Source organism: Opitutus sp., assembly GCA_024998815.1.
Classification (GTDB): Bacteria; Verrucomicrobiota; Verrucomicrobiia; order Opitutales; family Opitutaceae; genus Rariglobus.
In genome coordinates, this window is the sequence record JACEUQ010000002.1 from 145699 (window position 1) to 166022 (window position 20324).

General features: G+C 61.4%; 19 protein-coding genes and 1 other RNA gene. 13 read left to right on the forward strand and 7 right to left on the reverse strand.

Annotated elements, in window-relative coordinates:
- The first annotated feature begins 59 nt into the window (after positions 1-59).
- Positions 60-314: a hypothetical protein gene (locus H2170_08505; protein ID MCS6300124.1), complete on the forward strand. Its 255-nt coding sequence runs from the start codon at positions 60-62 to the stop codon at positions 312-314.
- A gap of 143 nt (positions 315-457) precedes the next feature.
- A complete protein-coding gene (locus H2170_08510) occupies positions 458-1183 on the forward strand; it encodes a nucleoside 2-deoxyribosyltransferase (GenBank protein ID MCS6300125.1) in 726 nt (241 codons plus the stop codon).
- A 150-nt stretch (positions 1184-1333) separates the two neighbouring features.
- Here the strand turns inward: H2170_08510 and metF are convergent, their stop codons facing one another.
- Together metF and rlmN are read right to left on the reverse strand one after the other, a co-directional pair.
- The gene (gene metF / locus H2170_08515; GenBank protein MCS6300126.1) at positions 1334-2212 is read right to left on the reverse strand and encodes a methylenetetrahydrofolate reductase [NAD(P)H]; all 879 of its coding nucleotides are present in this window, start codon (positions 2210-2212) and stop codon (positions 1334-1336) included.
- Positions 2213-2275: 63 nt separating this feature from the next.
- On the reverse strand, positions 2276-3415 hold the full coding sequence (gene rlmN, locus H2170_08520) for a 23S rRNA (adenine(2503)-C(2))-methyltransferase RlmN (protein MCS6300127.1): 1140 nt from the start codon (positions 3413-3415) through the stop codon (positions 2276-2278).
- A 49-nt stretch (positions 3416-3464) separates the two neighbouring features.
- Between rlmN and H2170_08525 the strand changes: the two genes are divergently transcribed.
- Positions 3465-4586 (forward strand): LptF/LptG family permease, encoded by a 1122-nt coding sequence (locus H2170_08525; protein ID MCS6300128.1) that lies wholly within the window; start codon positions 3465-3467, stop codon positions 4584-4586.
- A gap of 184 nt (positions 4587-4770) precedes the next feature.
- Here the strand turns inward: H2170_08525 and leuA are convergent, their stop codons facing one another.
- A complete protein-coding gene (gene leuA, locus H2170_08530; protein ID MCS6300129.1) occupies positions 4771-6438 on the reverse strand; it encodes a 2-isopropylmalate synthase in 1668 nt (555 codons plus the stop codon).
- Positions 6439-6726: 288 nt separating this feature from the next.
- On the opposite strand from leuA, the gene H2170_08535 reads away from it, so the two are divergent.
- The 3 genes from H2170_08535 to H2170_08545 are packed head-to-tail and all read left to right on the forward strand — an operon-like array spanning position 6727 to position 8107.
- Positions 6727-7320, forward strand: a complete 594-nt coding sequence (locus H2170_08535; protein ID MCS6300130.1) for an RNA polymerase sigma factor — start codon at positions 6727-6729, stop codon at positions 7318-7320.
- Positions 7317-7619, forward strand: coding sequence for a hypothetical protein (locus H2170_08540; protein ID MCS6300131.1), 303 nt, complete (start codon positions 7317-7319; stop codon positions 7617-7619). The genes H2170_08535 and H2170_08540 overlap by 4 nt, the downstream gene beginning before the upstream one ends.
- 2 nt (positions 7620-7621) lie before the next feature.
- The gene (locus H2170_08545; protein MCS6300132.1) at positions 7622-8107 is read left to right on the forward strand and encodes a hypothetical protein; all 486 of its coding nucleotides are present in this window, start codon (positions 7622-7624) and stop codon (positions 8105-8107) included.
- Between the two features lie 53 nt (positions 8108-8160).
- On the opposite strand, the gene ffs is transcribed toward H2170_08545, so the two are convergent.
- The 3 genes from ffs to H2170_08560 all read right to left on the reverse strand — a co-directional run bounded on the left by ffs (position 8161) and on the right by H2170_08560 (position 10812).
- Positions 8161-8259, reverse strand: an RNA gene (gene ffs / locus H2170_08550) — signal recognition particle sRNA small type.
- A 254-nt stretch (positions 8260-8513) separates the two neighbouring features.
- Positions 8514-10007 carry a hypothetical protein gene (locus H2170_08555; protein MCS6300133.1) on the reverse strand — a complete coding sequence of 498 codons (1494 nt, stop codon included), beginning with the start codon at positions 10005-10007 and terminating at the stop codon, positions 8514-8516.
- Positions 10008-10176: 169 nt separating this feature from the next.
- Positions 10177-10812: a MarC family protein gene (locus H2170_08560; protein ID MCS6300134.1), complete on the reverse strand. Its 636-nt coding sequence runs from the start codon at positions 10810-10812 to the stop codon at positions 10177-10179.
- A gap of 191 nt (positions 10813-11003) precedes the next feature.
- Between H2170_08560 and H2170_08565 the strand changes: the two genes are divergently transcribed.
- Positions 11004-11390 carry a response regulator gene (locus H2170_08565; protein MCS6300135.1) on the forward strand — a complete coding sequence of 129 codons (387 nt, stop codon included), beginning with the start codon at positions 11004-11006 and terminating at the stop codon, positions 11388-11390.
- A gap of 262 nt (positions 11391-11652) precedes the next feature.
- Here the strand turns inward: H2170_08565 and H2170_08570 are convergent, their stop codons facing one another.
- Positions 11653-12687, reverse strand: a complete 1035-nt coding sequence (locus H2170_08570) for a glutamine synthetase beta-grasp domain-containing protein (GenBank protein ID MCS6300136.1) — start codon at positions 12685-12687, stop codon at positions 11653-11655.
- Positions 12688-12919: 232 nt separating this feature from the next.
- Here H2170_08570 and H2170_08575 point away from each other — a divergent pair, with 232 nt between their 5' ends.
- The 6 genes from H2170_08575 (at position 12920) to H2170_08600 (ending at position 20254) form a co-directional block, all read left to right on the forward strand.
- Positions 12920-13333, forward strand: coding sequence for a serine/threonine protein phosphatase (locus tag H2170_08575; protein ID MCS6300137.1), 414 nt, complete (start codon positions 12920-12922; stop codon positions 13331-13333).
- A 119-nt stretch (positions 13334-13452) separates the two neighbouring features.
- Positions 13453-14307, forward strand: coding sequence for a serine/threonine-protein phosphatase (locus tag H2170_08580; GenBank protein MCS6300138.1), 855 nt, complete (start codon positions 13453-13455; stop codon positions 14305-14307).
- A 311-nt stretch (positions 14308-14618) separates the two neighbouring features.
- Entirely contained in the window at positions 14619-16652 is a 2034-nt protein-coding gene (locus tag H2170_08585) for a TonB-dependent receptor (GenBank protein MCS6300139.1), read from the forward strand.
- A gap of 17 nt (positions 16653-16669) precedes the next feature.
- Positions 16670-17272 carry a YfiR family protein gene (locus H2170_08590; GenBank protein ID MCS6300140.1) on the forward strand — a complete coding sequence of 201 codons (603 nt, stop codon included), beginning with the start codon at positions 16670-16672 and terminating at the stop codon, positions 17270-17272.
- Positions 17269-18954 carry a HAMP domain-containing protein gene (locus H2170_08595; protein MCS6300141.1) on the forward strand — a complete coding sequence of 562 codons (1686 nt, stop codon included), beginning with the start codon at positions 17269-17271 and terminating at the stop codon, positions 18952-18954. The genes H2170_08590 and H2170_08595 overlap by 4 nt, the downstream gene beginning before the upstream one ends.
- A gap of 7 nt (positions 18955-18961) precedes the next feature.
- Positions 18962-20254 carry a hybrid sensor histidine kinase/response regulator gene (locus H2170_08600; GenBank protein MCS6300142.1) on the forward strand — a complete coding sequence of 431 codons (1293 nt, stop codon included), beginning with the start codon at positions 18962-18964 and terminating at the stop codon, positions 20252-20254.
- Positions 20255-20324 lie beyond the last annotated feature (70 nt).

Consider the following 20324-nt stretch of genomic DNA (forward strand, 5'->3'; position numbering starts at 1 on the left):
TAAACGCCACATCCAACCCGCTTCCGTTCCTTTCAAGCCCGCACACCAACAATCAATTTATGTCCAGCCACACAGCCCACGATGATCCGGCCCCAGGCCAGGCCAACAGCTCCCCCTCACCGCTGCCCCGTGAACCCCGTAATCCGCGCGCTGAAAAATGGATCGCCGCTGGATGGATGCTGATTCTCGTCAAATGCGCCCTCATCTGGTGGGCCATCATTGCCTACGCCGTCCCCATCCACCCGCTCTGGCTGGTCGCCCCAACCATCGCCTTTGCCGCACTCGCAACAGCCCTCTATATCTGGCGCGATTAAGCCACCACAGCGCCGGACTGCGCGCCCGCCCCGATCCGCCCTACCCGCTCGCTGAGTTCCGGCAATCACCCCAAACGCAGACCTTTGGGCTTTTCGTCAAAAAACGTTGTGGCCTTCGGCCACCGTGGACTTGCTCAGCGCCCATGTCCCGAGGCAGCAAATCCAGAAAAAAAAGCTACACGGTTTATTTCGGCAGCGAGCTTTTCAGCCTAAAGCACCTCATCGGCAACGCCTACCTAGCCGAGGCGATTTTCGAAAAGTCTCATGGTAAATACCTGTGCGTTCTCCCGCAAAACCTCGAACAACGCCGAACGACCGCGCAAAGTATCCGCGACGCCGATATCCGCGCCCTGCTCTCCTGCGACTTGGCACTTTTTAACTATGACGGCACTGAACTCGACTCGGGCACCGTGGTTGAGTTCATGTTCGCCAAATTCGCCGATATTCCGGCGGTGATCCTGCGCAGTGACTTTCGCCACGGTGGTGACCAGGTCGGCGATCCGTGGAATCTGATGTCGAGCTTCTATCCGCGCACCGCCACCGTCGTACTCAACAGCATCGGTCTGTACAAAACCGCGCGGCAAACCCGCCTGAACACGGCGCCCCGCAAAAACAAGCGCGACGAAGTCGTGTGTCTTGCCGGCCAGCACAGCACCGCCGACGCCCAAACCATGTGCGAGGTCATCGCCGATGCCTGCGTACGCGCCCTCGACCGCAGCCTGGCGACCGCGCCCGTCATGCCCAAACACTTGCGCGAAGAGGTTTATCAATGGCTCGCACTCATGCCCAACCTCAAGGGAAAGCCTGCGGAACTGCGGCGTGAGTTTGAGTCCATGCTTGAACGCAAGGTCGAGCACGACCTGCTCTGAAACAGCGGCCAGGGCTGATTTGATCCCGACCGTTGTCGGCATGTAGTGCGGCGCTTCTGCCCGCAACTCGAGGCCTATGCTACCGGCGGGCTGAAGCACCGCACTACGTCAGCGGCCGGAATTTGTAGCCGCGCGGGTTACCGTAGCTTCCTAGGCCGCCAGCCCGGCGGCGAGGGCCAGGGCGCTTTTCGCCCGGTTCAGAATATAGAGGTGATAACCCGGTGCCCCGTGCGCGAGCAGATCGCGGATCTGGGTGAGCGCCCAATCGATCCCCATAATCTCAACCACGTCTGGATTAACCTCCGCGACCTCCAGACGACGAGCAAGCGCAGTAGGCAAGACCGAGCCCGAGAGCGTGGCGATGCGTTGAACCTGTTTCACCGAGAGCACCGGCATCAGGCCGGGCACAATCGGCACCGTAATCCCAGCGGCGCGGCACTTGTCCACAAACCGGTGATAGATTGCGTTGTCGAAAAACAACTGGGTGGTCACAAACGCGGCGCCGGCATCCGCCTTGCGCTTGAGGTGGTCGAGGTCGGCTTCGAGCGAAATCGCCTCCGGGTGCTTTTCTGGATATCCGCCCACACCGAGGCAAAAGTCGGGATGACGCGACTTCAGCAGCGCCACCAGTTCGCTGGCATAACGCAGGCCGTCGGGCGCGACGGTAAATTCGGTTGCACCCTTGGGCGGATCGCCGCGCAACGTCATGATGTTGCGAAAACCGCCGTCATAAATCTGGTCGGCGAGCGCGGTGAGCTCACTGCGACTGTGGCCGACACAGGTCAGGTGGGGCATCACCGTAAAACCCAGCTCGTCCTTGAGCAGACGACTCACTTGGGCGGTTTTTTCGCGGGTGGTGCCTCCCGCGCCGTAGGTGACCGACACAAAATCCCACGGGATCGCCTTGAGCGCGGTGGCGGTCTGCCGCAGCGACTCGACGCCGGCATCGTCCTTGGGCGGGAAAAATTCGAGCGAGCGCAGCGGGCGGTTGGCGGCAAACAGGTCGGAGATGGGCCGGTCGGTATTCATTCGGAGGACAGAGAGATTAGGACAGATACACGCAGGTCTAGTTGCGAAGGGAGAAAGAAGGACTCAGCCCCCATTGCAACCGCTGGGTTCAGCACCAGCGGACTCGCGGTCTTTTTCGGTTTTGAGCCGGAGCTGGCCGCAGGCAGCGTCGATGTCGTGGCCCTTTTCGCGGCGCAGGGTCACGGAAATGCGTGCGTCGCGCAGGATGTCGGCGAAGCGCTCCTGGCGGGTAATCGAGGGGCGCTTCCACGGCAGGCCTTCAACGGTGTTGTAGGGAATGATGTTAACGTGGGCGTGGAGGTCGCGGGCGATGTCGCGGAGTTTTTCGGCCTGATCGAGCGAGTCGTTGATCTCCTCGATGAGGATAAACTCCAGCGTGACCATGCGGCCGTGTTTTTCGTTAAACGCCTTGATCGCCGGGAGCAGTTTTTCCAAGGGGTAGGCCTTGTTGACCGGCATGATCTTCTCGCGGACCTCGTTGGTCGCGCCGTGTAACGAAATGGCCAAGCGCAGACCCAGCGGCTCCTCGGCGAGTTTCAGGATTTTGGGAACCAGGCCGCTGGTGGAAAGGGTGATGCGGCGGGCGCCGACCCCGAGTCCCCACTCGGCGTTTACGATAGTGAGGGCGCGGATGATGTTGTCGTAGTTGGCGAGCGGCTCGCCCATGCCCATGACCACGATGTTGTCAAAAGACGCCAGCTCCATGCGGGCTCGCGGCGTACGGGCGTCCTCGCGGTAGCACACCTGGAGGAGCTGGGCGACGATCTCGCCGGCATTGAGGTCGCGCTTAAGTCCGGCGAGTCCGGAGGCGCAGAATGCGCAGGCCATGGCGCAGCCGACCTGGGTGGAAATACAAATGGTTTTGCGCGATTGATCGAGGCCCACGCCTTCCTGCGGCACACGGATGATGACCGTCTCGATCAGCGAGCGGTCGCCCATCTCAAGGAGGAGCTTGTCGGTGACATCCAAGGACTGTTTACCGGAAACGAGCGAGGCGGGCATGAGCTCAAAAGTCTCGTCGAGCCACGTGCGCAGCGGCTTGGAGAGGTTGGTCATGTCGTCCCAGGTGCGGGCGCGTTTTTTGTAAACCCACTCGAGAATCTGCTTCGCGCGGAACGCCGGTTCACCCTTCTCCTTGAGACGGGCGGTGAGGGAATCGAGGGTCTCGCCGGTGAGCGGCGGTTTGGCGGGCGTAAACTTCATGCTTGGAATGCGAGTCGATAGACAGAATTAACAGAATTACAGATAAAACATGAACCTGCTCCAACGCCATATCTTCAAAAGCGTGGTCTTCGCCTGCGCGGTGGCGGCTGGGATCTTCAGTTTCGTGCTCATTGTCGGCAATGCGTTCAAGGACCTGCTCGGCTACCTGCTCGCCGGGCAACTCACGGCGGAAACCTTCCTCCAGTTGCTCCTCCTCCTCGTGCCCTTTGTCAGCATCAACGCCTTGCCCATTGGCATGCTCACCGGCGTATTGCTGGTGCTCGGGCGCATGTCGGCGCAGCAGGAAATCACCGCGATGCGCTCGGCCGGTCTAGGCATCGGCTTTGTCGCCCGCCCGATCCTGCTGATCGCCGCGCTCGGCGTGATCGTTTCGCTGGGACTTAACTTTTACTACATGCCGCTGGCGCGCACACTCTACCGCAGCACGGTCAACGATGCGGTGCGGCAAAACCCGCTGAGCATCATCGTGGAAAAGACCTTCATCCGGGACTTCCCCGGCTTCGTCGTCTACGTGGGGCAAAAAAAAGGCGGCGAACTGGGCGACGTGTGGCTGTGGCGCCTCGACAAAGAAAAGCGCGTGACCGAGTTCCTGCGCGCGCAGACCGGGCGCATCGCCTACGATGACGATCTCAACGTGATGAAGGTGCGCCTGCTCAACACGTTCTCCGACCGGCGCAACCCGAAGAACCCGGAGCTCTTCGCCAACACGGACGCGCAGGTGTCGATGGACGAGGTGGCCGTGGACATCCCTCTCGACAACCTGTTTGGCCGCCAAGTCGTGCAACGTAAGCTCAGTTCGTTGACCTTTGGTGAGCTGCTGGAGCGCAAACGGCAACTGGAGCGCGACAACGCCCCTCTGGCGGATCGTATGAAGGTTTCGACGACCTTGAACGAGAAAGGCGCCAGCTCGTTTACCCTGTTGGCCTTCACGCTGCTGGCGATTCCCCTCGGCATTAAGGTGTCGCGCAAGGAAACCTCGGCCAACCTCGGCATCGCGCTGCTGTTAACCCTCGGCTACTACTTTTTGACCGTGGCCGTGGGCTGGCTCGACCGCACTCCGGCGTTGCGGCCCGACCTCTTGGTGTGGCTGCCGCCGGTGCTGTTTATTGGCTGCGGCGTGTGGCTGTTCCGCCGCGTCGAGCGGATTTGAGCCGGCGTGCCTGTCCGACCGCCTAACGATCGACTGACGAACGAGAAAGAGAAAGAGAAAGAGTAAGAGTAAGAGTAAGAGAACGATTCAATCCCCCCCGCGACAGGCAACAATGCCGCCCCTCCCGCATCCTTCTCGTTCTCTTACTCCTACTCGTTCTCGGTTCCTTCCGGTCACCCGCCGACTACCCCTTGGCCAGCGCGCGGTTAAGCGCACTGACCACCGCCTTGATCGAGGCCAGCTCGATGTTGGTGTCGATGCCCGCACCAAAGAACGTAGCCCCGCGCTCCGTCTTGATCTGGATGTAACTCACCGCGCGCGCCTCCGCGCCGCTGCCGAGGGAGTGCTCCGCGTAACTCAGCAACTCGAATTTGGGCAATTCAGCAGCCCGTAGCGACTGCACGAAGGCGTCGATCGGGCCGTTGCCGGCACCGGTCACGCTTTGCACCTTACCGTGCACGAGCAGGTCCGACTGGCAGGTGACGGTGCTGGTGCGCTCGATGGTGCGGAACTGGCGCAACTCGACGGGCGCGGCGCGATCAATGTATTCGCGCACAAATACGTCGTGGATGTCCTGCGCCGCCAACTCAGCCCCGCGCGAGTCGGCCAGGTCGTTGATGATGCGGCCGATTTCCTTGTGCATGAGCTTGGGCAACTGGTAGCCAAAATCGTTTTCAAGAACATAGGCGACGCCGCCTTTGCCCGACTGGGAATTGATGCGGATAATCGCCTTGTAGCTGCGCCCGATGTCAGCCGGATCGATCGGGATGTAGAGCACGTCCCACGGGCGATCGGCCTTTTGGTGCGGCCAAGATTTTTTGATGGCGTCTTGGTGCGAGCCGCTGAACGCGGTGAACACCAACTCGCCGGCGTAGGGGTGGCGCGGATGCACCTCCATGCGCGTGCAACGCTCATAGACCTCGCGCACCGCGTTGATGTCGCCGAAGTCCAGCTTCGGGTCGATGCCATGCGTGTAGAGGTTCAACGCCACGGTGACGACGTCGAGGTTGCCCGTGCGTTCGCCGTTGCCGAACAAGGTGCCCTCGACCCGGTCGGCGCCGGCCAACAGCGCCAACTCGGTCGCGGCCACACCGGTGCCGCGGTCGTTGTGCGTGTGCAGCGAAATCTGCGTGAGCTCACGACGCGTGAGGTGGCGGCACATCCACTCGATCTGGTCGGCGTGCACATTGGGCCCGGCGTATTCCACGGTGGCCGGCAGGTTGAGAATGATCTTGTTGTCCAGCGTCGGCTGCCAGACGTCGGTCACGGCCTCGCAAATCTCCAAGGCGAACTCCAGCTCGGTGCTGGTAAAGCTCTCCGGCGAATACTCCAAGCGCAGGCGCGTACCCTCGTCGATGAGCGCCTGGCCGTGCTGCTTGAGCAAGGCGATGCCCTTGGCCGCGATGGCCACGATGTCGGCCTTGGTCGCGCCGAAGACGTACTCGCGCTGCTTGGGCGAAGTGGAGTTATAGAGGTGGAAAATCACGCTCTTGGCCCCGCGCACCGCCTCGAGCGAACGGGTGATGAGCTCCTCGCGGCATTGGCACAGCAGCTGGATGGAGACGTCGGCCGGAATGTGATTCTCCTCGATCAGGCGGCGGCAGAAATCGAATTCGATTTGCGAGGCGGAGGGGAAGCCGACCTCGATTTCCTTAAACCCGATCTTAACGAGCAGGTCGAAAAACTCGATTTTCTCCTCCACGCTCATGGGCTGGGCGAGGGACTGGTTGCCATCGCGCAAGTCGACGCTGCACCACACGGGCGCGCGGTCGAGGACGCGGCTGGGCCACTGGCGGTTAGGCAAATCGACGGAGGGGAAAGGGCGGTATTTCGAGATAGGAGCGGATTGCATAAACGAAACAAAGACGGACGGTTGAAGCGATAATTGCGCCTGGCAGTGCGGCCGGCAGCAGGTGGGGAGGAAACAACAGACGCACGACCAGCCGAACACGCGGCCCTCTCAGATCGTGCGTCTAGCTAAGTCGGAGCGACTGAATGATGTTTCGCATCAAGATATGAGGTTAAATACCCGCCGCCCCCTCGCAAAGTCAAGGAACGCATTGGAAGAGGGCCCTCGCGTGTAACCTGGCTCGCGCAACGGCGTCTTGCCTAACGTGTATGCTGGTTCATTCCTCCACCGATGCCCCCTGACGACGAGACCTTCGACCTCTGCGGATGTCTGGAGCGTGTCCGGGCGGCCGACCAGCGGGCGGCCCGGGAACTCGTCGAACACCTTCACCCGATGGTCATCCGCATCGTTCGTGCGCGCCTGCCTCGGCGCGTGGCCGAAGAAGACCTCACCCAGGAGATTTTCCTGAAAATGTTCACCCGCATCGCACAGTATCAGGGCAACGTGCCGTTCACCCACTGGGTTTCGCGCATCGCGGTCACGACCTGCATCGACAACCTGCGCGCCCAGCAACGCCGCCCCGAATTCCGCTGGGCCGACCTCTCCGAAAACGAGGCCGACGTACTCGACGCCGTGCTCACCAGCGAAAACGAAGTCGGCGCGGGCGACGCGCTCGCCGCACACGAACTGGTGCATAAATTACTCGACCAGCTAAAGCCCGACGACCGCGTCGTTTTGCAACTGCTCGACCTGGAGCAAAAAACCCTGGCCGAAGTCGGAGAACTCACCGGCTGGAACATCACTCTCATCAAAGTCCGCGCCTTTCGGGCGCGGCGGAAACTACAGAAGCTTTTCACCGAGCTAAAAACCAAGGAACGCGCATGAAAACCAACCCTACGCCCTGGCCCCGACTGCTGAAGGCCGCCCGCCAAGCCCCCGCCGACCCGCGCGACACCGCCGCGCCCCTCGGGTTTGCCGCGCGGGTGAGCGCGCTGGCCTTCGCCACGCCTGCGCCCAGCTTTGCCACGCTGTTCACCCGCTTTGCCCCGCGCGCTTTGGGCGTGTGCGGACTCTTGATGATGCTCGGCGTGACCCTGAACATCGGCACCGTGCTGCGCGCCATCGAACCCGATACCACGGTCATTAACGACCCGGTCGCCGAATGGCTCGCCGCTTCCTCCTAACCATGGCTGCCAACATCAAAGTCGTACTCGCCGTCGGCGGCATCTTTTTGACGGGCGCCGTCACCGGAGGATTCGCGGGTTTCCGCCTAGGCGAACACTACGCCAAGCCCCCACCCATTCAGCCGCGCGGCGGCGCCGTCGAGTTGATTGGTGGGCGCGCCGCCGATCAGCTCAATCTCACACCCGAGCAAAAACAGCAGATCCGCCCCATCATCGGCCGGACATCCGAGGAGCTGCGCAGTATCTCCCGTGATGCCTTCAGTCGTTCGGGCGAACTCATCGCCAAAATGGACGCCGATCTGGCCAAGATCCTCACACCTCAACAGTTGGATAAACTTCGCGAGATCCGCGCCAAGGAAAACGAACGGCGCCGGCAATGGATGAAGGACCGCCCCAAGCAATTCGAAGGCCGTCCATCCGGCGGGCCCAGTGGTAATCATCCGCGTCCACCTAGTCCGCCTGAGGCACCTGAGCCGGCAAACCCGTGAGTTTGGGCCGGAGCCCGTCCGGCGGACGGGCGGAACGGGCGGGGGGAAAAACAAGTGGCCAGGCACTCCACGGCACTAGGAGGACGTCGTTACCGTTGCTACCTTCCGGTCCTGGCGGGGTTCACGCGCCTGCCCATGCATGGCGCCTGGCCAAGGTGGACAGTGCTGGGCTTGCCCTCTGGTTCAACGAGAATCTTCACCGACCTAGAGCCTGTCCCAAATTTCCGGATTTTTAAAAAGTGCGCAGAGGTCCATTGGGATTGCGGGCGAACGAGGTGGCACGAATCACCCCAGCGACGTTAAACGGCGGCCCGAATCGATTTTTCCCGCCCCCAAGCGCGGTAGTAAGGTACGGCAAAGCCGGGGCGAGCCCCAGGGTTATTCACATTTTTGCCGGAAAATTGAATTAAGCGGCCAGCGGAAGTGTTATTTCCTCGGCAAGGATTCGTGACACCAGCCAGAGGTTGTGACCGAGTACACTCCAACCCACCGAACGGTAGCGGTTGGCAAACCCTTTACAGCGCAAGCGTCCGCCGAGGCGTTGTTTGAGGATCGCAATGCGCGCTTCGGTCGCCGAACGGCGCCGCTGCAATTGGGCGAAGCGTTTTTCGCTCAAACGCTCCTTGAGCGCGTGCGGATCACGCGGGCATACCGCATCGTAAACGTCTTGTTGCTTGAGCATTGCGGAAGTTTTTTTGGTGGCGAAGCCGCGGTCGGTGCCGACCGCGCTAATCGGCGCACTCAGGTCAAAGCGGTTCTGCCGCGCCAGGCTTTCCTCGAGTTGGCACCATTCTGCCGGAGCCGCGCCCTGGTAGAGTTGCCAGTCGGTGATTAAACCGGAGAGCGCCTCGCTCAACAGCAACGAGTTGCCAAACTCGACTTGGCTCCCTGCTTTGCCGCGAACCAGTACGTTCACATCAAGTTCATGCACGCTGAGGATCTTTTGGTCGTTGGGCACCGGGCGTCCGCCGATGATGCGCTCGTGGGCCTGCTTGATGACGGCGGGCAGTTGGCCGAGCATAGCGTCGATGCGGGTGGTTATCCGCTTGGTTTGGCGTTGGCTGTAATGGGTTTGGCTATACTTCTGCGCCAACAGGTCGCGGTGGCGGCGGGCATGTTCTCCGATCGTGCGTAACAGCGTCTTCATCTTGCGCAGGATCTGTTTACGCGCGCGCTTGGCGTCGTTGCGGCGGCCTGCGTGGGTCATTGACATGCACAACTTGTTCATCTGCTTGGCAAAGCACTCCGGCTCTTCAGGCATACGGTGGAGCAGTCCAGCGCGGCGGATTAAAATCATGGCCTTGAGCAAAGTCTTGGACACATCACGCAACAGCACCCAGTCCACCGGGAAGTGGATGTTGGTCTCCAAGCACGTGCCGTCGATGAGGCAAACATCCATGTCCAGCGGCGCGCTCAACCCGAGTTCAGTGGCGCGATCCTTCTCGCCGCACATCTCCACCAACACTTGCCCCATCCAGCGCACCTGTTCGGCGGTGAAAAACTTCGAGGCCCGCTCCAGCACACTTTTGGACGCCCCCTTGATTCCCTCAAGCGTGCGAACACCGCAAAAATCCGCCAGTAAATCACTTGAGGCAATGCTACGGGAAAGCTCGCGAAAGGATATGTTGCCCAAATGCACCCGCAACACTTCAAAGCGTAACGCTTTGAGCGCAAACTCCATACGCTGGCGTAGTTGTGCGACACTGGCTTGGCCTGCCCCCGCCTTGGCAAAGTCCATCGCCATCGTCTCCAAGTGGCTGCCACGCAACAACGCGTCGAGTCCTTCCAATTGCTGGCGAAACTCGGCGTAATCTTTATTGGCACCGACTGGCGTTAGCGCCGGACGCAACCAGCGTTGCAGGGCAATGGCCGAGGTGGCGGATACGGGTTTTGACTTCATGGCCGATTATAGCGGCTTTTTTTTGACCAAAACCAGGGAATTACCCCTCTTTAGGCATCATTAAACTTATGCTAATAGTTCACTGCTAGGTTTTTATGCTTTCGGGACAGGCTCGACCTATCCACAGGGGCAAAAACACCTCGTCGGCCCGCAGAACTCAAAGCACACCTCAGAACTGCAACGGCACCCCGAGTTGGCGCAGCGCATTGAGGGCAAATTGCACCGCCACCGCCGCCAGCAGCAAGCCCATGAGCCGCGCGGTGAGTTTCAACACCAAGGGGCTTAACCACTGCGTCCCCAGCACGGCGAAGCGCAGGATAAAATAGCCCGTCACACACACCAGCCCGATGGCCCCCAACAGCGCCAAATGCTGGGAAATTCCCTGGGCCTGAGCGCGCAGAATCAGCACCGCCGAGATCGCCCCGGGGCCGGCCAGCATCGGTACCCCAAGCGGGGTGATGGCAATGTCGTCCTTGGCCACACCGGCCTGCACCTCTTCCAGCGTCTCCCGCGCCCCGGTGGGTCGGGCGTGAAGCATGTCGAAGGCGATGCAAAACAAGAGGATACTACCCGCGATCTGGAACGCCGGCAGGGTCACGCCCAACAGCTTAAAAATCCACGGGCCGGTCAAAACAAACAGCGTGAGCACGATCCCCGCCACGGCACAGGCCAGCCGCGCCATACGAATTTGTTCAGCACGCGAATCCCGCGCCGTCATGGTCACAAACGCCGGCACCACCGCGAGCGGGTCGACGATCGCAAAAAGCGAACCGAAGGCCAGGAGTGCGTATTCCAGGAGGCTCATCGTGACCCCAATTTGCCCCCAACTTGCCCCGCTGCCAAGCGCGCACCTGCTTTAAAATAGCCGCTCCCCGCGCAATCTCTTTGCCATGTCAGCCGCGACTCGCGCTCATACGCGTTCTTATAAGCGTTCTCACCGAGCGCCTCGCCCGCCTGCACCACCTTTCAGCCACCGCGCTCACGCCTCTCCGTCCCATGCCCGTTCCTATTCTTGTCATTGATGATTCCAAAGCGGTGCGCCTGATCGCCCTAAAAGCCCTCGCGCCCTTCGACTGCGTGGTTCACGAGGCGACCAACGGTTTCACCGGGCTGTTCGCCCTGGAGCGCACCCAGGCAAAACTGCTGGTCATCGACGTCAGCATGCCGACCATGGACGGCCTGGAAATGCTCACCATGCTCAAATCCCACCCCGAGCTGAGCAAACTCCCCGTGATCATGCTCACGTCCACGACCGACCACAAAGTGCTTCCGAAAATCACGGCGCTGGGGGTTAACGGCCAGGTCAGGAAACCGTTCACGCCGGAGGCGTTAGTCTCGGCCATAAAGGCGGTTATCCCATTAAAACCGGCGAAGTCAGCCTAACGGCTGGGCCGTGGGGCATCCCTGAGCTCACGCTCAGGGCCACGGGATGCTGCGGGCCTGATGCGCCAAGGTGCTCCTGGGATTCGGGATGTCGCCAGCGTAGCCAACAGTGGACCCTCAGCGTGGCCTTGAGCGTGAGCTCAGGGTTTCCGGTCGAAAAGCAGGTCGCAAAAAAAAGCGGCCCCGCCGATGTGGCAGGGCCGCTTCGCTAAAAACTGAGGCGGCTCAGGTCGAGCCGCACCAGCTTGAGTTTTTTCAAGACTTAGGCGGTCGGGACCGTCTGGATGGTCTTGAGGATGCGCGAGGCGATCTCGTAGGGGTTACCCGCGGAGTTCGGACGGCGATCCTCGAGGTAACCCTTGTAGCCGGCGTTGACGAAGCTGTGGGGGACGCGCACGGAGGCGCCGCGGTCGGCGATGCCGTAGGAGAACTTGTCGATCGACTGGGTCTCGTGCAAACCGGTGAGGCGGAGGTGGTTATCCGGACCGTAAACGGCAATGTGCTCGGCGCAGTACTTGCTGAATGCGGCCATCAGCTTCTCGAAGTAGTCCTTGCCGCCGACTTCGCGCATGAACTTGGTGGAGAAGTTGGCGTGCATGCCGGAACCGTTCCAATCGAGGGCCTGCTGGTAGGCGCCGAGGATCGGCTTGCAGTGGAACTCGACGTCGATCTGGTACTGTTCGCAGAGGCGGATCAGCAGGTAACGGGCAACCCAGACCTCGTCGGCGGCGCGCTTGGAGCCCTTGCCGAAGATTTGGAATTCCCATTGGCCCTTGGCCACTTCGGCATTGATGCCTTCGTGGTTGATGCCGGCTTCCAAGCAGAGGTCGAGATGCTCTTCGACGATCTGGCGGGCAACGTCGCCCACATTCTTGAAGCCAACGCCCGTGTAGTAAGGGCCTTGGGGAGCGGGATAACCACCCTCGGGGAAGCCGAGCGGGCGACCGTCTTGATAGAAGAAATATTCCTGCTCGAAGCCGAACCAGGTGTCGGGATCGTCGACGATGGTAGCGCGGGAGTTGGAGATATGCGGGGTTTTGCCGTCCGGCATCATCACTTCGCACATCACGAGGGCACCGTTGGTACGGGTGGCATCGGGATAAATGGCGACTGGCTTCAGCACGCAGTCGGAACTGCGGCCCTCGGCCTGCTGGGTCGAGCTGCCGTCAAAGCCCCAAAGGGGAAGTTCTTCGAGCTTCGGGAAAGCGGCGAATTCCTTGATTTGGGTCTTGCTGCGCAGGTTGGCGACGGGCTTGTAGCCGTCGAGCCAGATGTATTCCAATTTGTATTTGGCCATGAGGAGGTGGTGTAGATGTAGGTTTGGAGGTGATCGAACGGAGGTTTTGGCCCGTGAGAACACGAAATGAAACCTGCGAAGGAATTAGCATTTCACATGCCACTGGCAATCTGAAGTTGGGGATGATGCGTGAGAATTTCACCGCCCCCCCCTCCCCCGACACAGGCCTTACCGCTGGGCGCCAAACTCGCCCTTGCCAGCACCGCGTCGCCCTACGATGGTCAAAAACACCATGCAAGAGGTCAAAGATACCGCCCGCGCCCTCGTGCGCATCGGCTACGACGGCCGGGTGCACAAAACCTTCCGCGGTCACCAGGCACGCGAGCGCTTTGAAAACGAGGTCCGCGTGCTCAAGCACTTAGAGGAGCGCGGCTGCGACTTCGTGCCCCGCCTGCTCGAATCAGAACCCGAAATCCTTAAGATCATCACCACCAACTGCGGCATCATGATCGAACACATCAGCGATGAACGCATGAAGGAGGTTTTTAACGAGTTAGAGGCCTATGGCGTCCGCCACGATGACGCCTTTATGCGTAACATCACTTACCGCAAAACCGACGGGAGGCTCTGCGTGATCGACTTCGAATTGGCCACCTTACTGGACCCACCTCCCGCTCCCCCACCCGCGCCGTCCTTGGCGCCGTGAGCGGCTGCGCATTTTTACCCACACCCCACGCCTGAGCTGCGCAAATATGAACAGTATTCATTTCAGGTGAGCACTCCGCAGCGCCGATCGAACTTTTCACACACCCCGTTTTCCCTTTCATGTCGTCCCTCCCCCCATCAACCGCTGCTTCGCCCCGCCTTCGCTGGTCGGGACTGACCGAACGCGGCCCCGTGCGCTCCAACAATGAGGATGCGTTCCTCGGCGTCACCTTTGACGGTCGCGATGTACGTTACCTTGGCAAAACCGGCGAAGCCTCCATGGCCTCCAGCGACTTTGTTTTTGCGGTAAGCGACGGCATGGGCGGCGCAAAATCCGGCGAATTTGCCAGCCGCATCACCATCGACCACATCACCCGGCTCTTGCCCAAAGGTTACCGCCTGTCCGCCCAGGGCCTGAGCAGCGGCTTCAACGACCTGCTGGGTGAACTCTTTGACTCCAGCCACCAGGCGTTGCTCAAACTCGGCAACGCCTACGAGGAATGCGCGGGCATGGGCGCGACCTTGAGCCTATGCTGGTTCTCTCCCGAATGGATGTACTTCGGCCACTTGGGCGACAGCCGCATCTACCACCTGCCGCGCGGGGGTGAGCTGCGCCAACTCACTCACGACCACAGCTATGTCGGCTGGCTGCGCCGCCAGGGCCAGCTCAACGAGCGCCAATGCCGCACCCACCCGCGCCGCAATGTGATCCAGCAGGCCCTCGGCGCTGGACACCAATTTATCGAGCCGCACATTGGCGCGGTTAACTACCAGCCCGGCGACCGCTTCCTGCTGTGCACCGACGGCCTCATCGACGGCCTTTGGGATCACCACCTCGACGACCTGTTGCGTCACCCCGATCCCGCCCACCCCGAAAAGGACGCCACGCATCGGCTGATTGAGCAGGCGCTGGCTAACTCAGGTCGGGACAACACCACGGCCGTGGTCGTCGAAATCCTCGCGCCCACGGACTGATTGGCCTTAGCGGAAGCCGTTCCTGGCAACGTCCAACATTCAACATTGAACATTCAACGTCCAACATCGAACCGTTGAACATGAACGCCCCCCGTTGGATGTTGGACGTTCAATGTTGGATGTTGGATGTTCACCTCCGTTCGCCTCCGTTGGCTGTTCGCCTCCCCCAGCGCGGGCGCCACGTGGGGAAATCGCCCCTGCGCATCCAAGCCAATTCCCTGTCCCTCGATTCATCCCGCTCTTCCCGCATCCCACCATTTTCACGCAAAAAACATGTTTATATTTAAGGGAAACATGGCGATTACTCCCCCATGGTGAATTTTTCAGGATCTCAAGAACGCGGCGTCTTTACCCTGAAATTTCTGCAAACCTCATTTCTGCTCGGCGCCGTCGCCGTCGCCCCCTTCACCGTTCTAGCGGGCGCGGCCCCGGTCGAAAAATTGGCTAATCTAGAGCTTGAGCAACTCATGCAGATGCCCGTCGAGTCCGTCACCGGCGCATCCAAATACGATCAATCCATCCGCCAAGCTCCAGCCAGCGTCACCGTACTCACCGCGGCCGACATCCGCAATTACGGCTGGCGCACCTTGGCCGACGCCTTGCGCAGCGCCCCCGGCTTCCACATCCGCAGCGACCGCTTTTACGATTACATCGGCAACCGCGGTTTCACCCGCTCCTTTGACTACAACTCGCGCACCCTCGTGCTCGTCGACGGCCACCGCATCAACGACGCCATTTACCAACAGGGCTCGGTGGGCACCGAGTTTTTGCTCGATCCCGACCTCATCGACCGCATCGAAATCATCCGCGGCCCCGGCTCGTCGGTCTACGGCAGCAGCGCCTTCTACGGGGCGATCAACATCATCCCAAAAAAAGGCCGCGAGTTGGCCGGTGGACAGGCCTCCGTCAGCGTCGACTCATCCCCCGGGGCCAAGGGCCGCGTGTCCGTGGGCAACCGCACGCCGGGCGGGGTCGAGTACCTGGTCTCGGCCACCGCCAGCGACTCGCGCGGCGAGAGCAATTTTGCCCTGCCGCAAGCCTGGCGCGATGCCACCGGCTCCAACGCAGAGAAGTCCACGGACAACGACGGCACGACCCAGCGCCAGGCCTACGCCCGCGTCGCCTGGCGCGGACTGGAGAGCGAAGCCGCCTACGGAAAGCGCCAAAAGGACGTACTGCCGACCGTTTACATCACCCAGCTAGACCCCAAAGCCAGCGCCATCGACGAGCGCGGCTACTGGCTGCTGCGCGCCACCGGCCAGCCCCTGCCTGACGCCACCCTCACCGCCAAAACCGGCGTGGATTACTACCACTACGACGGCCAGTTCCTGAACCTCGTAGAACCCGACACCACCAACACCACTAGCGCCCACTTCGACCAGCATCACTCCACCGCCACCGCCGCTTCACTCAACAACGAGGTGCGCTGGCATCAGCTCTTCGTCGAAGGCCATAGCCTGCTGCTCGGCATCGAACTTCAAAACAATCTCAAGCAGGAGACCGACAACACGAACCTCACCCACCCCGACGATTCCTCGCCGTCCACGCGCGCGTCCACCTCCAACATCAGCCCCTTCGCTCAAGTCGATTACCAGCTGCTTAAACCGCTGCGGCTTTCGCTCGGCGCACGCTACGACAACTACAGCACGGGCGAGAGCGCGGTGACCCCGCGCACCGGCCTGATTTGGGACGCCACCCGCAGCACCACGGTCAAACTGCTCTACGGCGAAGCCTTCCGAGTACCCAACCTCGAAGAGCGCAACCCCACGGAGCCCTCGGTGACGGTCAACCCCAACCTCGGACCCGAAAAAAACCAGAGCTGGGAGCTCAGTTGCGACCAGCGCTTCTCGAGCGTGTGGGCCGCCGATGCACGGCTATACTACACCCAGTCCACCGACCTGATCCTCGACTACGCCAACACCTCCAATTTCACCACCCAGGGCAGCGAACTGGGCGGCACCGCCCGCTTCGACTCCGGCCTGCACCTGCGCGCCTCGGCCTCCCTCCAGCAAACCCAGGACGAGGCCACCTCGCGCGATGTGGGCGACGCCCCGCAACTGCTCGGCAAACTCAACGCCACCGCCCCCGTTTATGGCAACTGGCTGCGCGCCTCCACCGAACTGCAGTACGTCGGTGCACGCTACGATTTCAGCACTGCACGCTCGAAGATGAACGACTACGTGGTGGTGAACTGCACGCTGCGCGCCGCGCCGGTGTGGCAACGCTGGGAAATTTCGCTCTCGGTTTACAACGTGGCCAACTCACGTTGGTCTGACGCCAAAAACGACGGCACCATCATCTCCCCACCGCGCACGGTCATCCTGCGTTTGGTCCGTAATTTCTGATGCCGCGCCGGTCTCCCATGGTTCGCTTTGCCTGCCGCAGCGCACTTGCCCTGTTCTGGCTGGGCGTGCCCGCCCTCGTCCCGTGCCTGCGCGCGGCCCCGCAGGCCAACTCGGTCGCGATCGACACCGACACGGCCACCGCCGCCTACCTGCTCAACTTCGTGCGCTTCACCGAATGGCCCGCCAGCGCTTCGGCTGGCACCTCGCGTCCGAGCTCGGCGAGTGAGCCCTATGTGATCGGCGTGTCCGGCAGCCGACCGTTACGCGATACGCTTATCCGCCTCGTCGAGGGCCAGCAGGTTCGCGGACACCCCGTGCAGGTCCTGCGGATTAAGGACGAGACCGACCTCGCCGAGTGCCACCTGGTCTACCTCAATCCCTCGCTCGACGATGAGGGCCAGGGCGTGCCGATCCCGACTGCGCTCGAGGCATTGCGGGGCAAATCCGTACTCACCATCTCGCCTGCCACGGACTTCCTTGTCCAAGGTGGACTCGTGCAACTGTACCGAGCGGATTCGTATCTGCGCTTCGATATCGCTGGTGCGGCAGCTCGCGCCGCCGGCCTCAACCTCAACTCCCGAATTCTGGCCCTAGCCCGGCCCGTACCGGTTAGCCGATGAAGACGATTCCACCCCTGACACACTCGATCCGCAGGCATGTGCTGAGCTTCGCCCTGCTCACCTGCGCCTGCGTGCTGTTACCCGTGGGAGGTGGACTATTTACCTACCACTATCAACAAACCCAGGCCCGCCTGAGTGATTCCCTGGCCGCCACCGCCCGCATCACCGCAGTCAACGTGGCTGCCGCACTCGCCTTCAACGACTCCACGACTGCCACCGAACTACTCCATTCGCTCAGCCACGACCCGCTGATTACCTGCGCGAAGATCGAAGATACGAACCACGCACTGTTCGCTCTCTACCTCAGCCCACTTGCTCCAGTAAATACGACCTGCGCTGAATTCTGCGACAAAGTTAACCCCTATAAAACGGCGATTCCCATCGTCCACGACGGGGTAACCTATGGGCTCCTCACGGTCGCTGCCGACATCCGCAGCGAGCTGCGCCAAGCGATCGTGACCTGGGGAAGTGTGTGTGCGGCGGCATTCCTACTGGCTGGAACGGCGGTCTTTTTTATCGCGCGGCGTTTCCAACGCCAGATCGCCCAACCCATCACGGAGCTAGCCGCCACCGCACTGCGCGTGGCGCATGAACGCGATTTCGCAACCCGGGCTCCGGTGACGGGTTGCAGCGAAGTCATCGAGTTGTCCATCGCCATCAACCTGATGTTTACCGAGATCGCGCGCCGCGACGCCCGGCTCGCACGGCAAGTCTATAAACTCAACCGCGAGATCGAGGAGCGTGAGGCCGCCGAGGAGGCGCTACGCCACAACCAGCACGCCATGAGCCAACTCGCCCGTGAAGCCGGCATGGCCGAGGTCGCCTCCGGGGTGATCCACAATATCGGCAACACCCTGACGAGCATCAGCATTTCCAGCGACTTAGTAGCGACCCGGCTGGCCAACACCCGCCGCCGCTCGCTGGCCACGTTGAGCCAGTTGCTCGCCCCCGCCTCAACGCAAACGGCGGCCGTTTTCAGCGCCCATGCCGACGGCGCCGAACTCCGCACGCTGTTGGCGCAAATCACCGCAGCTCTGGCCACCGATTTGACCGAAACCACCCGGCTGGTCGAAATCCTGCAAGCCGGCAACAGCCACCTCAAACGCATCGTCGCCAGCCAGCAGTCGCTCGCCCGTACCCACCGCCACTGCGAGTTTTTTATATTACGCGAGGCGCTTCAGGAAGCCCTTCTGCTCGCCCGCACCATCGCGCGTCAACCGTGTGTCATCGCTGGGTGCCCGCTCGATGCCACGTGCGGCCGAAATGGAGACTGCCTGCGCAGCGGGCCCCACAGCTCAATCGACGAGTGTGCGCTCGACGCCACTGAAGTTTACGCCGACCGCAACCTGGTGGTGCAAATCCTCGTCAACCTGTTGATCAACGCCCACGACGCCATCGCCACTCACACACCGGCTGCCCCACTCATTTCCCTGACCATCGGACCGGCCCACGGCGGCCTACTGAGCCTCACCGTGACGGACAACGGCGAAGGCATAGCGGAGGACAAACTCCTGAGCCTGTTCACCTATGGCTACACCACTAAGGTAAGCGGCAACGGGTTTGGGCTTCACAACTCGGCCAATGCCGCCCGAATGATGGGCGGCGAGCTTTTCGTCAGCAGCCCAGGCCCCGGACTTGGGGCCACGTTCACGCTTCGACTTCCCGTTCATTCCAACGATTAACATTTCCATGTACTCAGCTATTTCCCGCATCCTGATCGCAGACGACACCCCGGCACTGCACGAATCCTACCGCAACATCTTCGCGGTCGAGACCGACGCGTTGGCTGGCCTGCCTGGCATGGCAAAATTCGCCCCGAATCACATGGAGCCCAACTCCCCGGTGGCGCCGACCTACGCGCTCACCCATGTGAAACAAGGCGAGGAAGCCCTGGCCACCGCCTCCAACGCCCAACAAATCGGCGAGCCCTTCGCGCTGGCCATCCTCGATGTGCGTATGCCACCAGGCATCGACGGGGTGCAAACCGCCCGCCGCCTGCGCGAGCAACACCCCGACATGCAGATCGTGCTGTGCACGGCGTTCGCCGACTACTCGTGGAGCGACCTGCTGAATGCGTTTCCCGAAAGCGACGGCGTTCTGCTGCTCAAAAAGCCTTTCGACGCGATTGAGATCCACCAGATTGCCGCCGCCCTCTGCCGCAAGTGGCACTTGGCTATGGAGAATCAAGCACACGTACGTAACCTGGAAAAACGGGTCGCGGAACGCACGGCGCAACTCACCCAAACCACCGCCGAGTTGGCCTCCGCGCTCACTGCCGCACAAGGGGCCAATCGCGCCAAAGACGCCTTCCTGCGTTGCGTCAGTCACGAGCTCAACACGCCGCTCAACGGCATCCATGGTGCCGCCAGCCTGCTCTGCCTGCAGACTGACCCGACGACCCAGAAAATGGGCCAAATCATCACCGAATCGAGCTCCAGGCTCAACCGGATGTTCAACCGGATTCTGATCTATCTTCAGCTGGACGGAACCCCTGCACGGACGCCCCAGCCCCTGCAACCGGCCGGGTTGCTTGCGCGCTCGGTTGAACCCCATCGCACGGCGGCGCAGGCCAAGGGCCTGACGCTTCAGTCCAGTTTCACCGCCCCGCCCCTGCTCATGGTTCACGGCCGTTCCGGTCTGGTTGAAACCGCCCTCGATAACCTGATGGAAAACGCCATCAAGTTCACCTCGACCGGATCGGTCTGCGTAAACCTAAACTATGATCACCCCACGCAGACGCTGATCATTGAAGTCACCGACACGGGTGAAGGAATCGTGCAAAGCCAGCGCGAGAATTTGTTCAACCTGTTCACCCCGGGAGATACCAGCCTGACGCGCAAGCAGTCCGGGGCGGGGCTGGGCCTGGCGCTGGTCTCGAGAATCGCGCGTGTAATCGATGGCGAAATCAGCATGCGCCCCGGTGTACCAGTCGGCAGCGTGTTCACGCTTAAGGTGCCCTGCACGGTGCCTGAAACGAAGTAGCGAGTAGCGGGCAGGCCGGAGCGGAGGCGGCGGAAATCGGAGATGGGGAGAACGTCCAACATTCAACGTT